This window comes from Enterococcus sp. BSD2780061688st2 D3, from assembly GCF_005844145.1.
GTDB lineage: Bacteria > Bacillota > Bacilli > Lactobacillales > Enterococcaceae > Enterococcus_B > Enterococcus_B durans.
The window spans coordinates 200212-215922 of sequence record NZ_SPHN01000002.1; the positions used below are offsets into that span (position 1 = coordinate 200212).

A 15711-nucleotide genomic window follows, 5' to 3' on the forward strand; every position below is an offset into this window, starting at 1 on the left:
GATGACAGAAATTTTTTCTATAAAAAATTGTACGAAGATAGTCAATAAACAGCGACTTTTCCATTTGGATGATTTTTCCGCAAACACAGGAGAATTGATTACTATTTTGGGCAAGAGCGGCGCCGGAAAAAGTACGTTGTTAAATATATTAGGTTTAAACCAGGAATTTACTTCTGGAGAATTTCATATATTTGGAAAGTCCGTAAATAAGCTGAGGAACAAAGAAAAGATGGAGATTAAAAGAAAGGAAATCTCTTTTTTGTTTCAAGATTTTGGTTTGATCGAGTATGAAACAATTGATTTTAACCTAGATATTGGATTGAGATTTAAAAAAATGTCTATGAAAGAAAGAAAAACATCAAAGATAGAAATCTTGAAGAAAGTTGGGTTAGAGAAGAGGTTGAAAACACCTGTATATTTACTATCTGGAGGAGAAAAGCAGCGAATTGCCTTGGCTAGGACATTTTTGAAGAACGGAAGGATCATTCTTGCAGATGAGCCCACAGGTGCGTTAGATGATTCGAACAAGAAAATCATTTTCAGTATTCTGCAAGAGTTAGTTGCTGAGGAACGTTTAGTTATAGTAGTAACGCATGATACCGAGTTAGCAACCTTGGGAACAAAGTGTATGATGCTTTGATTTTAAAGAGAGAAGGGAAGATTAAAATGAAAATAGTAATGCAAATCGTTGTCGTCGTTTCAGCAACTATAGGATGTTTGGCTGTATCTGAAAATAGTGCCGCAAATGAAGTAGGTGAATTGGATTATTCTTCCACACAACCAGGCTACATTCATTTTGATGCTGCAGGCAATATCATTGATTCATCTCTACCAAAAACGATTCACTCACGCGCTACAATTAATCATAGTTCTGGAAGATGGGTCTATTATTCGGAAAAATCAGGGAATAAAAAAATAGGTAATTCGAATCACTACAGCCATATGTACAATCGTCATGGTGCAAAAGCAAAAGTAGGAAGTGTAGTGAAGTCAGCAAATGCTACGAATAAAAAGTGGGCTTATGCGAAAGCGACTGGTGGAAAAAACGATACTTTTTCTTGTTGGTACAATCCTACTAGATGGTACTAAGTATTTGAGTTAACTTGTTGCATGCGTTATTACATAAAAAGATATCGCTTCTTTGCCTAATATTTTTCGCCCTAGAGTTGATGCAAAATCGTTTCAGGCAGCTATTTGATTTTCAGTGAAATTTTATAGTACGTACAAAAGAAAGCGTTGACATTTATTTCTGCTTTCGCTAAGATAGAGAAAACAAAATAACTTGGATAGTGATTGCATCACGCAAGCTAAACCTAATGAGTCACCTTGTATCTTGAGGGGAGACTTTTTAGGTTTTTCTTTTTGCTCTGAACCAGTATTGAGTATGTATCATAGAAAGGAGAAGCCATGCGGATCGAGAAAATATTGAATAACAATGTCGTGATCACAAGAAATGAGTTGAATCAGGAAATGATCGTGATGGGGAAGGGATTAGCTTATAAGAAAAAGACGGGGGACAAAATTGCAGAAAAATGTATTGATAAGAAATTTCAGCTGGCAGACGATCGGGTAGCGAAATATTTCCAAAAATTAGTACAAGAAATTCCGTTGAAGTATATCGAATGGTCGTATGAAATCATCGAAGATACGAAAAAAATGTTGCGCGTACCATTAAATGAATCAATTTATATTTCTTTGACAGACCATCTTTATACAGCGATCAAACGGAAACAAAAAGGAATCGAGCTCCCGAATGTTTTACTTTATGACATCAAGCAATTATTTCCAAAAGAGTTTCAAATCGGCAAACGGATGCTCGAAAAAATGTTGGATGATCATGGGATTGAGTTATCTGAAAATGAAGCAGGTTTTATTGCCTTACATTTGGTCAATGCTCAGACAGATCGCAATCAATTGGAGAATATGTATCTTTTTACAAAAACACTTCAAGATATTTTGAACATTGTTCGTTACTATTATCAAATGACGTTCGATGAAGAATCAGTTGCTTTTTTTCGATTTGTCACACATTTACGCTTTTTTCTGACACGTATCATGAACACGTCTAAACCAGTGGATAGCGATGTGGAAGAAGAGTTAGTGCAAGTGATCCAACGAAAATACCCAGTTGCGCTTCAATGCGTGAAAAAAATTGCATTTTTTTTAGATGAGAGTCTGGATTACCAAGTTTCTCAAGATGAAATCGTGTATTTAACGATTCATGTCGCACGATTGAGGCATGAGTATCGTTTGAAAAATTAAGAAAGGAGAAAGCAAGACAAATATAAAAAGGATGGTGACATTTAGTTGGCTAAACCTTCAAATCAATGGAGGGAAAAAAATGGGGAAATATCAAACATTAGCAGAAGAAATCGTTCAAGCAATTGGAGGAAAAGAAAACATTCATGGTTTGACTCATTGTATTACACGGTTACGTTTTAAATTGAAAGATGAAAATAAGGCACTAGATGAAAAGCTGAAAAAGATGTCTGGTGTAGTGACAGTCATGAAAAGCGGGGGACAGTACCAAGTGGTGATAGGGAACCATGTCCCAGATGTGTATAGCGAAGTAGTGACCGTGGCAGGTATAGGAGAAGAGGGCGGTGAGCTGACGCAAGAGGGAAATCTATTTAATCGCCTGATCGATATTTTAAGTGGCTGTTTTCAACCGTTTCTTGGAGCGATGGCTGCTGCAGGGATGGTGAAAGGGTTAAATGCCTTGTTCCTATTTTTAGGGTTTTATGCAGATAATTCCGGGACGTATACGATGCTTAATGGAATCGGCGATGCAATTTTTTACTTTATGCCAGTAATCTTAGGGTATACAGCTGCCAAGAAATTTCATTTGAACCCAATGGTAGGGATCGTGATTGGCGCAGCGCTTTGTTACCCGACTGTTCAAGGTCCCGCTTTGCAAAGTGGATTTGAAGCAGCTACACCTGGAGTAGGAGCACCGTATCATTTACTAGGATTGCCCGCTTATGAAACTTTTTTGGGGATTCCATGGGTAGGAGCTAGTTACACGAGTAGTGTGGTACCGGTAATTTTTATCATTGCGTTTGCTGGACAGATCCAAAAAATCGCTAAAAAATTGATCCCAGTTGTTGTCCAAACCTTTGTTGTTCCTTTTTCGGTTCTGCTGATTGCCTTACCGATCGGATTTTTAGTCATTGGACCGATCGTTAGCTTATTGACGGAACTACTAAGTACTAGCTTTCAGTCTTTGATGGCTTTTTCTCCTGCTGTGTATGGTGCGGTTCTTGGTTTCTTTTGGCAAGTTCTGGTTATTTTCGGATTGCATTGGAGTGTCATCCCTCTTGCAATCATGCAGGTGGCACAAAATGGATCTAGTCAAATATTGACGGCAGTTTTCGGTGCTAGTTTTGCACAAACAGCAGTAGTGCTTGCGATGTATTTCAAGTTTAAGGATAAAAAGATGAAGGCATTGTGTATGCCGGCAGTCATATCCGGTATTTTTGGTGTAACTGAACCAGCGATCTATGGGATTACACTTCCGAATAAAAAGCCATTTATTTTTTCAATGATCGGTGGCAGTATCTCAGGAATTTATCTGATGGTTTCAGGGGCAACTGGGTATACGATGGGCGGATTAGGTATCTTCGGCGTAGTAAACTATCTAACGGGAACGGATGCAAGTGGGATGTATCACGCATTTATCGGTATAGCGATCGCTTCTGTCATTGGCTTTTTCCTCACATTCTTTTTATGGAGAGATCAAACACCAGAAACAACGAGTACTATTGATGATAAAAGAAAAGAAATTGTGCTGACACCGATTGAAGGGCGCGTCACACCGTTAGACCAAGCAATTGATCAAGCATTTGCTAAGGGAGTAATAGGAAAAGGTAGTTTGATTTATCCAGATAAAGGGGAAGTTTTAGCACCGTTTGATGGAACAGTCTTGACTTTATTTCCAACAAAACATGCGATTGGATTAGTGTCAGAGACAGGCCTCGAATTATTGATCCACGTGGGTGTAGATACCGTTCAATTGGAAGGAAAATATTTCCAATCATTTGTTGCACAAGGTGACAAAGTGACGAAAGGCCAAGTACTTCTCAAATTTGATAAGGAAGGTATTGAAAAAGCAGGGTATAGCATCGAGACCCCAGTGATCATAACCAATGCAACGGATTATGAATCAATAGCTGAAAAAACAGGAATCACCGTCAATAATGGCGATGAGCTGCTTACTGCTGTGACGAGTCTATAAGTGGAAGAAAGAGTGTGCTCCGTTTATTCATTGGCAAACAAGAACAAACGGAGCACACTTGCGATTAAGAGTTGCGTAAATAAGTGGAGGGCTCTTCCATGATCGATGAACTGATTGGTCGATTATCCACTTTTTGACCGATTTTAATCAGATGATCTAAATTTCTTTGATAATCTTCGGCAAACACACATCCGTATAACACATCTAGCAAATAACAGATCGATGTATTGATGGTAAAGTTACTGATTTTTGAATATAAGCGTTCTCTTGTAGTCATGCGTAATACAGCTGTACTGAGAGAAGAAAGGGTCGAATCTCCAATACTGGTTAGAGCCAAAATGGGAACGTGGATTTCCTGTAAAATGGCTGCTGTACGTAGGATCGTTTTATTTTCTCCAGTATAAGAGATCAAGATTGCACAGGTGTCAGGGGTACAGTTGTAGGCTTCGTAGTATGTTTCCCCGAAAGTTGTGACGATTGTGACATCGTGTTTGATCCGTTTCATTTTTAGCATAAAGTCTTGAGAAATCAATGTGTTGGAGTTGCTGGAAAAAAGGACGATTTTTTTTGCTCTCAATAAAAGCTGTTTTGCTTTTTGTAGTTCATCGTGATGGAGGAGAGATAACGTATCTTCAATCGTCATCCGTTCTAGAGAAGCAATTTTGTTTGCAATGGTCATGATCCCTTCGTTTTCTAAAAAGGGAAGATTGGCATCGACTTCTTGAAAATTGCCTTCAAGATATTCTGTTTCTGTAACCAAAGCTTCTTTAAAAGTCACCCACCCGCTAAAGCCGAGTTTCTTTGCTATCCGTATCAATGTAGAAGGATGAACGTAACATGTTTTGGCAATTTGCTGGATCGTCAATTCATTTAGCTGATGTTCATGCGTTTGAATAAATTCGATAACAACAGTTTCAGATGGTGAAAAAGAGGTTTGTTTTATTTTCTCCTGTAATAACATGTTGCATCTCCTTTGCAGTTTTTTAGAATTTTATGTAAATGAATTGTAAACGTTATAAAAGGTAGTGTCAATTGTTACTAGCCTTATGCGCAGGATTTTTACAAATAAATCTGTATATAAACGAATATCTGTAAATCGATATTCAAAAAAGCGACAAAATATTGAGATATTTTTTTACAAGAAACATAATATAGTTGTAAACGAAATGAAGGAGTGAGTCTATGAAGCAAGGAGTCAAGATTGCAACGATTGGCGGAGGAAGTAGCTATACCCCTGAATTGATGGAAGGTTTTATTAAGCGATATGAAGAATTACCTATTAGAGAAATATGGTTAGTCGATGTGGAAGAAGGAAGTGAAAAACTAAGGATCGTCCGTGAAATGTCACAGCGTATGTGGGATGCTTCCCCATATGACGTTCAGATCTATGCAACATTGAACAGAAAAGAAGCATTGAAAGACGCCGATTTTGTTACCACGCAGTTTCGAGTTGGCCAGCTTGATGCACGAGTGAAAGACGAACGTATCCCTGCTTACTACGGTATGTTGGGGCAAGAAACGAATGGTGCGGGAGGAATGTTCAAAGCGTTTCGCACGATCCCAGTCGTTCTGGCTATCGTAGAAGAAATGAAACAGCTTTGCCCGAATGCTTGGCTGATCAATTTTGCTAATCCAAGTGGGATGGTCACAGAAGCAGTTGTGCGTTACGGACACTGGGAAAAAGTCATCGGTCTGTGCAATGTTCCAGTAATGGCCATGATGACGGAACCAGGAATGTTAGGAGAGGCGAAAGAAGATCTTATCTATAAATTTGCTGGGTTGAATCATTTCCATTGGCATAAAGTAGCGGATGCGAAAGGGAATGATCGCACAAATGAGTTGATTGATCGATTGTATGCGGATGATAATGGCTTACCGAAAAATATCTTTGATGTTCCTTTCTTTAAAGAACAATTAAAACAAATGCAAATGATTCCTTGTGGATACCATCGCTATTACTATCGGGAAGAAGAAATGCTTCAACACGCGTTAGAGGAGTATCGAACGATCGGAACAAGAGCACAACAAGTGAAAGAAACAGAAGCAGAATTATTTGAATTATACAAAGATCCTAAGTTAGATCATAAGCCAGAACAATTACAAAAACGTGGAGGCGCATATTATTCAGATGCGGCTTGCGAAACGATTGCTTCTATCTATGGGAATAAAGAGACACAAATCGTGGTTTCTACGAAAAATGATGGAGCGGTCCCTGATCTGCCAGCGGATTGTGTAGTTGAAGTGACAGCTTACGTGGGTGCGAATGGGGCCAGAAATGTTGCCTTCGGTTCTTTACCACCTGCAGAAAGAGGCTGGCTCCAAATGATGAAGAACATGGAGTTATTGACGATCGAAGCAGCTGTAACAGGCGATTATGGCACAGCACTCCAAGCCTTTACGATCAACCCGTTGGTCCGTTCTGGCGAGACTGCCAAGCGAATCATGGATGAATTGTTTATTGCCCATGAAGCGTATTTACCACAATTCAAGCAAACGATCGACCGTTTGAAAGAAGAAGGTATTGAAGTAAAAGATGAAGTTGCACGAAATTTAATCAAAGTGACGGAGGAGATATAATGGCATTTAGAAAAGATTTTTTATGGGGCGGAGCTACAGCTGCCAATCAATGTGAAGGTGGCTATGATGAAGGTGGTCGTGGTTTAGCGAATGTCGATGTCGTTCCTATCGGTGAGGATCGATTTTCTGTGATTACTGGTCAAAAAAAGATGTTTGATTTTGATGAGGAACATTTCTATCCTGCAAAAGAAGCAATCGATATGTACCACAACTACAAAGAAGATATCGCACTATTTGCAGAAATGGGTTTCAAAACCTATCGGATGTCCATCGCTTGGAGTCGTATTTTTCCAAAAGGGGATGAAAAGGAACCAAATGAAGAAGGATTGAAATTCTACGAAGATGTATTCAAGGAATGCCAAAAATATGGCATTGAACCCTTGGTGACCATCACACATTTCGATTGCCCAATGCATTTGGTCGAAGAATATGGTGCTTGGCGATCACGGGAACTGATCGGTTTTTATGAAAACCTTTGTCAGGTGATCTTCAATCGTTATAAAGGTTTGGTCCATTATTGGCTAACCTTCAATGAAATCAATATGATCCTCCACGCTCCATTTATGGGTGCTGGACTCTACTTTGAAGAAGGCGACAATATTGAACAAATCAAATATCAAGCTGCCCACCATGAATTAGTAGCCAGTGCGATTGCTACGAAGATTGCTCATGAAGTTGATCCAGAAAATAAAGTTGGCTGTATGCTGGCAGCAGGGACCAACTATCCGTTCACGTGTAAACCAGAAGATGTTTGGGCATCAAGACAGGCAGATCATGAGAACTATTTCTTTATCGACGTTCAATCAAGAGGAGAATATCCGGCATACGCTCTTAAGAAAATGGAACGTGATGGGATCGTGATCGATATGACATCCGAAGATTTGGCACTTTTAAAAGAACATACTGTCGATTTTATTTCATTTTCATATTACTCTTCACGAGTAGCTACCACTGATCCAGAATTATTGGAGCAAACCGCCGGAAACATCTTTGCGTCGGCGAAAAATCCTTATTTAAAAGAAAGTGAATGGGGATGGCAAATCGATCCTTTAGGCTTGCGTATAACGATGAACGATATCTATGATCGCTATCAAAAACCTTTATTCATTGTCGAAAACGGCTTAGGTGCAATCGATACTCCAGATGAAAATGGCTACGTTGAAGACGATTATCGTATCGATTATTTAGCACAGCATATCCAAGCGATGAAGGATGCAGTGGAATTAGATGGAATTGATTTGTTAGGCTATACGACTTGGGGATGTATCGATCTAGTTTCTGCAGGAACAGGAGAAATGAAAAAACGTTATGGATTCATTTACGTGGATCGTGATAACTACGGAAATGGAACACTGAAACGTTCAAAGAAAAAATCATTTGACTGGTATCAAAAAGTGATTGCAACAAATGGAGAAGATCTAAGTAATTAAAGATAGTCTAAAAAGTCTATTGTTTTTAAGCTGAATTTTCGAGTATAATAAGTCTATTCGAAATTGTAAGCAGAACAATAGACTTTTTTTGGTATAGGCTGTAAAGTAAGCTTACTTGATTTCTAAATGGAGGAATGTACATATGTATGATGTTATCGTAATTGGTGCGGGACCTGCTGGTATGACTGCCGCATTGTATGCTTCACGTTCAAATCTATCAGTGGCTATGATCGAACAAGGTGCTCCTGGGGGACAAATGAACAATACAGCTGAAGTAGAAAATTATCCAGGTTTCGATTCGATCATGGGACCGGATTTAGCGTATAAAATGTATGAAGGTGTGTCAAGATTTGGCACTGAAAACGTGTATGGTATCGTTCAAGATATCAAAGACCATGGCGATTATAAAGAAGTCATCTGTGAAGACAAAAGCTATGAAGCAAAAACAGTGATCATTGCTACAGGATGTATCCACCGTAAATTAGGCGTTCCAGGCGAAGAAGAATATGCTGGACGTGGCGTTTCTTATTGTGCAGTTTGTGATGGTGCATTTTTCCGCAACAAACGTTTAGTGGTCATCGGTGGAGGAGATTCAGCAGTAGAAGAAGCAATCTACCTTACTCAATTTGCTTCCGAAGTAGTGATCGTTCACCGTAGAGATGAGTTGCGCGCACAAAAAATCATTCAAGATCGAGCTTTTGCAAATGAAAAGATTTCTTTTGTCTGGGATACGGTCACTGATGAAATCATCGGGAATGATATGGTCGTCACAGGAGTCAAAGCTCACAATGTCAAAACAAATGAAACAGTCGAATTAGCGGCTGATGGTGTTTTCATCTATGTGGGACTTGATCCATTAACTGAACCATTCAAAAAAGCAGGATTGACGAATGCAGCAGGCTGGATTCCAACGGATCAAGACATGCGTACAACGATGCCAGGTGTCTTCGCAATCGGCGATGTCCGTGAAAAAGACCTACGTCAAATCACAACAGCTGTTGGAGATGGCGGGATTGCTGGACAACAAGTGTATAAATATCTTGAATCATTAGGCGAACCAACTGAAGCCTAGGCAAAAAGTATAGCGTTAGTTGTTAAAGGTGGGCGCTTAGGCGTCATTTCCTACTTCTATTATTGGTTCCAACAATCGATAAAAAGAATGAAAAATAGATATAATCGAGATTTTGGACCACTCTCTGGCTATTTGTCGGGGAGTGGTCCATTTTAGTGGGGATAAACAGATATGTCTGTACAGGAAGTTTATCGATAAATGACTATCTTAAGAAGTGATGTTCCGACATCGTTTTTCCCTCCAAATTCTCAAACCGAAACGACCTCTTTTGATATCTACATTTACACCATAGAAACAGGTGGACTCTTTCGACCAAATGTTTTTTTGAGTGATCAGTACAAAAATGGTAATATAGGACGTAATTTAAAGGATAAGGGGAAATCTCACATGAATGAAACAACTGAATTATTAAAAAAACATGTTTCAGTTAGACAATTTTTGGATAAAAAAATTAATGAAGACCAAGTAAAAGAACTGATACTGGCTGCTCAGTCCGCATCTTCTGCAAGCTTTTTACAGGCATACACGATTATTGGCGTAGAGGATGATAAATTAAAAGGGAAGATTGCTAAATTAGCTGGAAATCAGCCTTTTATTTCCGAAGGTAGTCACTTCTTTGTCTTTTGTGCAGATCTGCAAAGATTACATCGGTTATCACAAGAAAGGAATATCGATATCCAACCAATGCTCGAAGGAGTTGACGCTATTCTAGCAGGAGCGATCGATGCAAGTTTAGCTGCACAAAATATGACTGTTGCAGCAGAATCGATGGGCTTGGGAGTTTGCTATATTGGGGGTATTCGCGATGCTATTGTAGAAATATCTGACCTGTTAGAATTACCAGAATATGTTTTTCCTGTTTTTGGATTAGTTGTAGGTTATCCAAAAGCTAAAAATGAATTGAAACCTAGGATTCCAATGGCGGGTATCTATCATATAGACAAATACAACAAGGATACAGATGAAATCATCAATGAATATGAAGAAACAACAAGACGATATTATACTAACCGTATCGGTAATTCTAGTAATAAAACGTGGGGAGATGGCACAGTAAACAGTTTCCATCGATTGTCTAGAATGGGAATGAAAGACTATCTAAACAAGCAGGGTCTTGCAAAAAAATAGAACAAGATTGTTAAAAAATAGGAGTGTTTTAACTGATTCCTATGGGCTATGAACGTTCATAGAAACAATCGTTTGATTCCACCATGGCATTTGCTGGTGGATAAAGTGAACTAGGTACAAAAATAATTACTACAAAAAATGCTTGAACACCTCTTTTTGAGTGTTTTTCTTTTAATCGTATCAAAACAAAAAACGGTGGTTTTGTCTGAGAATAGGGTATTGTTTTCGTGTCATGCGCTTTTCTATATAAAAAGAGAATGCTATACTAAGGAAGGAACATATTTTAGAAAGAGGTGTTAGCTTCATGTCTTGGGAACAAGTATACGAGCAATGGGCAAATGAAGAAAATTTAGAAGAAAATTTAAAACAACAATTAAATGATCTGCGTCAAGATCCTGAAAAATTGGAAGATGCTTTTTATGCACCATTAGAATTCGGGACAGCTGGCATGCGAGGAATCTTAGGTCCTGGAATCAATCGAATGAACATCTATACGGTCAGACAAGCTACAGAAGGGCTTGCACGTTTCATGGATACACAAGGAACCGAAATAAAAAAACGCGGGGTAGCAATTGCGTATGATTCACGTCATCAATCACCAGAATTTGCAATGGAAGCTGCAAAAACGTTGGCACAACACGATATTCCATCTTTTGTTTTTGAAAGTTTACGACCAACACCTGAGTTGTCTTTTGCGGTCCGTCATTTGAATACGTTTGCGGGTATCATGGTGACAGCTTCACATAACCCTGCCGCTTATAATGGTTATAAAGTATATGGAGAAGATGGTGGGCAAATGCCACCAGCTGACGCGGACGCATTGACAAAATATGTTCGTGAAGTAAGCAATCCATTGAAAGTAGAAGTACTGGAAGACGAAAAAGCAAAGGCAAGTGATTTGATCACGATTATCGGGGAAGAAGTGGATCGTGCTTATCTTGAAGAAATCAAAGCTGTAACGATCGATCAAGAGTTAGTCGAAACAATGGGGAAAGATTTGAAATTAGTGTACACCCCATTACATGGGACAGGTAAGATGCTTGGAGAAAGAGCATTGAAACAAGCTGGTTTTGAACAATTTGTATTAGTACCAGAGCAAGCAATCCCAGACCCAGACTTTACGACAGTCAAATCACCAAATCCAGAAGAACATTCTGCTTTTGAATATGCGATGCGTCTTGGTGAAAAAGAAGACGCAGATTTATTGATTGCTACTGATCCAGATGCCGACCGTTTAGGGGCGGCTGTACGTCAGCCAGACGGTACTTACAAGGTACTGACAGGAAACCAGATCGGTGCATTGTTGGTTCAATACATTCTAGAAGCACATCAATCTCGCGGTACACTTCCTGAAAATGCTGCTGTTCTTAAATCGATTGTTTCTAGCGAATTACCTGCAGCCATTGCAGAAAGCTATGGCGCAAAGATGTTGAATGTTTTAACAGGCTTCAAATTTATCGCAGAAAAAATCCACCAATTTGAAGAAGATCATTCCCAAACTTTTATGTTCGGTTTTGAGGAAAGCTATGGCTATTTAGTGAAACCATTTGTACGGGATAAAGATGCGATCCAAGCATTGCTATTATTAGCCGAAGTTGCTGCTTTCTATAAGAAACAAGGAAAAACATTGTATGATGGATTACAAACGATTTTCGAAAAATATGGGTACTATGCGGAAAAAACGATATCTGTTACCATGAGTGGGCAAGAAGGGTCAGCTAAGATCGCTGCGCTAATGAAACAGTTCCGTGATAATGCACCAACTGAATTCGCCGGTGCTAAGGTCCTTCAAACAGAAGATTTCAAAGAATTGACAAAAACAGACACTGAAGGCAACGTTGAGAAATTGACGACACCACCTTCTGATGTATTGAAATACGTATTGGAGGAAGATGGCTGGATCGCTATTCGACCTTCAGGAACAGAGCCGAAAATCAAGTTTTATATCGGAGTCAAAGGCGAATCTGCCGAGGATGCTGAAAATAAAATCAACCGGTATGAAGCAACGATCAAAGAAATGACAGAAGAATAAAAAGACTTGAGACTGACAGAAAAAGTGGTAAACTTTAGAAGTCAGTCTTTTTCGATGGAGGTGAACCGATTGTCAGACAACCAGAAAAGCGAAGTAGAAAAAGTCAGTCAGTTGTTTAAAGTATTAAGTGATCCAACCAGATTAAAAATCTTGATCTATTTAAAAGATGGTGAACAAAACGTCACAGCAATCAGCCAAGCAGTTGAAATGGAGCAGTCAGCTGTTTCCCACCAGTTACGTTTGTTAAGAGAAAATCATGTCGTTAAATCACATCGTGAAGGAAAAGCAATCTTGTATAGTTTAGATGACTTCCACGTATTAGATATTTTGGAACAAACATTGAAACACGTTGAACATCAGTAAAAATAGGTGATTTTCACATTTGTTTGGCTCTAGGCCAAATAGTGTGGTAGTCAAATCACTTGGAAGTGTGGGACAAAACTGATTTTTAGTTTTGTCCTCCACTCTTTTTTTGTATGATCAAATAATTTCCCCAAGGTTTTACTGGATCAGCATTTTCTTTCCATGGTGACGAAAAGTCCTAAAGCTGAATGGGAATCTTTTTATGATCTTGATCAGGTTATTTTTCATTTCGGATTGTTGATTTAGCTTATTTCCAAGGGTTTGAGTGTATTTTATTGAAATAATCTTTTTTATATGGTTTAATAGTTTAAACCTTCGAACTATAAAAGGAGAGATTATTTTGGCTGATTATTCGCTGTTAAAACAAGAGTTATATGATTTGAGCGATTTTTTAATTGCCCTTGGTGATAAAAAAAGGCAAGCAATCATTATTCGCTTGCTTGAAGAAAAAGATTGTGCGGGACTACAAGTGACTTCATTACAAGAAGAAATTAATTTATCTAGACCTGCGATTTCACATCATTTAAAAATTTTAAAAGATGCAAAGATTGTGAATTTCAAGCAAGAGGGAACAAAAAATTTTTACTATCTTGACCATGAGCAAACTGAGATCAAGAAGCTTCAAAACTTTTTAAATAATGTTGTTAGCATCATGAATGAGACTGAGAGGGAGAATTTATGAAAAAAGTATTGATTGTTGAAACCAATAGTAATAAATATGCTGGTACAAATGAAGCAACGGGGCTTTGGTTAGGTGAAAGTGCGGAATTTGTTGATGAACTCTATAAACATAATGTGGAAGTTGATTTCGTAAGCCCTTTAGGTGGATTTGTTCCTCTAGACCCTAGGAGCATGAAATATATAGATAAAGATATCATGAAAATATATTCAGAAGAAAAATTTGTGCAAGAAGGTTTGATAAATACGAAAAAACCAAAAGATATAGATCCCAATAATTATCATGCGATTTATTATACAGGGGGACACGGTGTGATGTGGGATTTTCCTGATAATAAAGAAATACAAGAAATTGCTCGAATCATTTATGAAAATAATGGTTATATTCTATCTGTTTGTCACGGGGTAGCTGGACTATTCAATATTAAAGATAGTGAAGGCAACTTTTTGATTTCTGGAAAAAGAATTACTGGCTTTACAAAAGCAGAAGAAATTTTGGCAGGAAAAGCGAAAGTTGTTCCTTTCTTTAATCAAAAAGTAGCTGAAGAAAGAAATGCTCTATTTCAAAAAAAACGATTCTATAAGGAATTTGCATTAAAAGATGGGCGGATTATTACCGGGCAAAATCCATTTTCTGTACGAGCTGTCGCAAAATTATATCTTGAGGAGCGAAAGACATGCAAACAATTTTAGGAAGCAATGGACAAATAGGCCATGAACTAGCAAAAGAATTATCCAAACATTATACAACCGACATTCGATTAGTCAGTCGAAAACCTAAAAAAATCAACCCTACGGATCAACTGGTTTCAGCAAATTTAATGGACTTTAATCAAACCAAGAAAGCGATCGAAAATAGTGATATTGTTTATTTCACCGTTGGCTTACCAATGGACTCTGATCTTTGGGAAAACAATTTTCTTAAAATTACTACGAATGTTATTCAGGCTTGCAAAGAATCTAACAGTAAGCTTGTTTTTTTTGATAACACGTATATGTATCCAAAAGATAGTACACCACAGGATGAAAATACTGACTATTCACCTGTAGGAAGAAAATCTATCATACGTTCTAGGATGGCAGAATTAATAGTAAGTGAAATGGAAACGGGTCGTTTAGAAGCAGTTATTTGTCGCGCTCCAGAGTTTTATGGACCAGGTAAAACACAGAGCATCACAAATACGCTGGTACTAAACAAAGTTAAAAGTAACGCTACCGCTATTATCCCTGTCAATAAAGATACGTTGCGTACATTGATATGGACCCCTGATGCTAGCCGAGCAATGGCACTGATTGGAAATACACCAACAGCCTATGGTCAGATTTGGCATTTACCTTGTGATGAGCCTCATACCTTTCAAGATATGATCGATATTTCTGAAAAAATACTCAATAAATCATTGAAGTATAAAGTCATTCCTTTATGGCAATTTAAAGTAGCTAAGCTTTTCAGTAAAAAGGTACGGGAATTAGATGAGTTACTACCTAGATATGAGGTCGATAATGTTTTTGTATCCGACAAATTCAAAAAGAGATTTCCTGATTTTAAAATTACCTCTTTTGAAACAGGAATCTCTCAAATACTCACTGAAAATAGTTCAAAATGATTATAAAAAATGTGGGACAAATCTAGAATTCAGTTTTGGTAAAGATTCTCGAATAAACGGCGGGAGCAGAAGCAACTCCTTCGGAAATTTCAAAAAAACGAGCAATACGTTATTTGGATTGCTCGTTTTTTTTGAAATTTCCCAAACCTAAACGACTTTTGTCTCGACCTCTTTTCTTAATTTAACTAGCAGTACTAGATGCTGGTGGACATGTAGGCGGAAAGGGAGGACTTAAAAATGATTGAGGACGTTTAAAATATCTGGAATCCTATCTTTCTGTTCGTACAGAAGTGATCGATGAGGAGAACGTGTAACGTGCCAATAAAAAATTGACTAAGTAACAACTAACGACTGAAAAAAATCTTGAATTTAAAAAATAAATCTGTATGTATTCAAAAAGAAGAATGAGATTCGGAAGTATTGTCCAGATGATATTAGTGGAAAGACCGAAAGTAGTGACGAACAAGGAAACTATGTAAAAAATAAAATTGATCGCGATGAAGTACGCCTTATTGCAAAAAAGTTAAAAAGTGAAAAAATTACAATATAATGATAAAATGATTAAATAATGATGTGTGGAAGCTTTTGTT

General features: G+C 38.0%; 14 protein-coding genes. 13 read left to right on the top strand and 1 reads right to left on the bottom strand.

Features of this window, described 5'->3' with window-relative positions; genetic code table 11:
- Nucleotide 1: 1 nt before the first annotated feature.
- The 4 genes from FGQ66_RS03190 (at nt 2) to FGQ66_RS03205 (ending at nt 4234) form a co-directional block, all read left to right on the top strand.
- Entirely contained in the window at nt 2-640 is a 639-nt protein-coding gene (locus FGQ66_RS03190; protein ID WP_138301676.1) for an ATP-binding cassette domain-containing protein, read from the top strand.
- A gap of 26 nt (nt 641-666) precedes the next feature.
- A complete protein-coding gene (locus FGQ66_RS03195; RefSeq protein ID WP_138301678.1) occupies nt 667-1089 on the top strand; it encodes a hypothetical protein in 423 nt (140 codons plus the stop codon).
- 318 nt (nt 1090-1407) lie between these two features.
- Nucleotides 1408-2262 carry a BglG family transcription antiterminator LicT gene (gene licT, locus FGQ66_RS03200; protein WP_113846059.1) on the top strand — a complete coding sequence of 285 codons (855 nt, stop codon included), beginning with the start codon at nt 1408-1410 and terminating at the stop codon, nt 2260-2262.
- A 79-nt stretch (nt 2263-2341) separates the two neighbouring features.
- A complete protein-coding gene (locus FGQ66_RS03205; RefSeq protein ID WP_138301680.1) occupies nt 2342-4234 on the top strand; it encodes a beta-glucoside-specific PTS transporter subunit IIABC in 1893 nt (630 codons plus the stop codon).
- Between the two features lie 64 nt (nt 4235-4298).
- Here the strand turns inward: FGQ66_RS03205 and FGQ66_RS03210 are convergent, their stop codons facing one another.
- Complete coding sequence (locus FGQ66_RS03210; protein WP_005880364.1) at nt 4299-5195, bottom strand: MurR/RpiR family transcriptional regulator; 897 nt, start codon at nt 5193-5195, stop codon at nt 4299-4301.
- A 221-nt stretch (nt 5196-5416) separates the two neighbouring features.
- Here FGQ66_RS03210 and FGQ66_RS03215 point away from each other — a divergent pair, with 221 nt between their 5' ends.
- The 9 genes from FGQ66_RS03215 to FGQ66_RS03255 all read left to right on the top strand — a co-directional run bounded on the left by FGQ66_RS03215 (nt 5417) and on the right by FGQ66_RS03255 (nt 15121).
- On the top strand, nt 5417-6811 hold the full coding sequence (locus FGQ66_RS03215; RefSeq protein WP_138301682.1) for a 6-phospho-beta-glucosidase: 1395 nt from the start codon (nt 5417-5419) through the stop codon (nt 6809-6811).
- A complete protein-coding gene (locus FGQ66_RS03220; protein WP_005880359.1) occupies nt 6811-8241 on the top strand; it encodes a 6-phospho-beta-glucosidase in 1431 nt (476 codons plus the stop codon). The genes FGQ66_RS03215 and FGQ66_RS03220 overlap by 1 nt, the downstream gene beginning before the upstream one ends.
- A 118-nt stretch (nt 8242-8359) precedes the next feature.
- Nucleotides 8360-9313: a thioredoxin-disulfide reductase gene (trxB, locus tag FGQ66_RS03225; RefSeq protein WP_258079036.1), complete on the top strand. Its 954-nt coding sequence runs from the start codon at nt 8360-8362 to the stop codon at nt 9311-9313.
- 387 nt (nt 9314-9700) lie between these two features.
- Nucleotides 9701-10441 (top strand): oxygen-insensitive NADPH nitroreductase, encoded by a 741-nt coding sequence (gene nfsA, locus FGQ66_RS03230; protein ID WP_230315214.1) that lies wholly within the window; start codon nt 9701-9703, stop codon nt 10439-10441.
- Between the two features lie 304 nt (nt 10442-10745).
- Entirely contained in the window at nt 10746-12473 is a 1728-nt protein-coding gene (locus FGQ66_RS03235) for a phospho-sugar mutase (RefSeq protein ID WP_138301684.1), read from the top strand.
- Between the two features lie 69 nt (nt 12474-12542).
- Nucleotides 12543-12836: an ArsR/SmtB family transcription factor gene (locus FGQ66_RS03240; protein ID WP_005880349.1), complete on the top strand. Its 294-nt coding sequence runs from the start codon at nt 12543-12545 to the stop codon at nt 12834-12836.
- 340 nt (nt 12837-13176) lie between these two features.
- Entirely contained in the window at nt 13177-13518 is a 342-nt protein-coding gene (locus FGQ66_RS03245) for an ArsR/SmtB family transcription factor (RefSeq protein WP_138301686.1), read from the top strand.
- Complete coding sequence (locus tag FGQ66_RS03250; protein WP_095443547.1) at nt 13515-14207, top strand: type 1 glutamine amidotransferase domain-containing protein; 693 nt, start codon at nt 13515-13517, stop codon at nt 14205-14207. The genes FGQ66_RS03245 and FGQ66_RS03250 overlap by 4 nt, the downstream gene beginning before the upstream one ends.
- On the top strand, nt 14192-15121 hold the full coding sequence (locus FGQ66_RS03255; RefSeq protein WP_138301688.1) for an NAD-dependent epimerase/dehydratase family protein: 930 nt from the start codon (nt 14192-14194) through the stop codon (nt 15119-15121). The genes FGQ66_RS03250 and FGQ66_RS03255 overlap by 16 nt, the downstream gene beginning before the upstream one ends.
- Nucleotides 15122-15711: the final 590 nt, after the last annotated feature.

Excerpts from the sequence above, each read along its gene's own strand:
- FGQ66_RS03250 (WP_095443547.1), top strand. The coding sequence starts at position 13,515 with ATGAAAAAAGTATTGATTGTTGAAACCAATAGTAATAAATATGCTGGT.
- FGQ66_RS03205 (WP_138301680.1), top strand. The coding sequence starts at position 2,342 with ATGGGGAAATATCAAACATTAGCAGAAGAAATCGTTCAAGCAATTGGA.
- FGQ66_RS03215 (WP_138301682.1), top strand. The coding sequence starts at position 5,417 with ATGAAGCAAGGAGTCAAGATTGCAACGATTGGCGGAGGAAGTAGCTAT.
- FGQ66_RS03195 (WP_138301678.1), top strand. The coding sequence starts at position 667 with ATGAAAATAGTAATGCAAATCGTTGTCGTCGTTTCAGCAACTATAGGA.
- FGQ66_RS03190 (WP_138301676.1), top strand. The coding sequence starts at position 2 with ATGACAGAAATTTTTTCTATAAAAAATTGTACGAAGATAGTCAATAAA.
- licT (WP_113846059.1), top strand. The coding sequence starts at position 1,408 with ATGCGGATCGAGAAAATATTGAATAACAATGTCGTGATCACAAGAAAT.
- FGQ66_RS03255 (WP_138301688.1), top strand. The coding sequence starts at position 14,192 with ATGCAAACAATTTTAGGAAGCAATGGACAAATAGGCCATGAACTAGCA.
- FGQ66_RS03210 (WP_005880364.1), bottom strand. The coding sequence starts at position 5,195 with ATGTTATTACAGGAGAAAATAAAACAAACCTCTTTTTCACCATCTGAA.
- FGQ66_RS03235 (WP_138301684.1), top strand. The coding sequence starts at position 10,746 with ATGTCTTGGGAACAAGTATACGAGCAATGGGCAAATGAAGAAAATTTA.
- nfsA (WP_230315214.1), top strand. The coding sequence starts at position 9,701 with ATGAATGAAACAACTGAATTATTAAAAAAACATGTTTCAGTTAGACAA.
- FGQ66_RS03220 (WP_005880359.1), top strand. The coding sequence starts at position 6,811 with ATGGCATTTAGAAAAGATTTTTTATGGGGCGGAGCTACAGCTGCCAAT.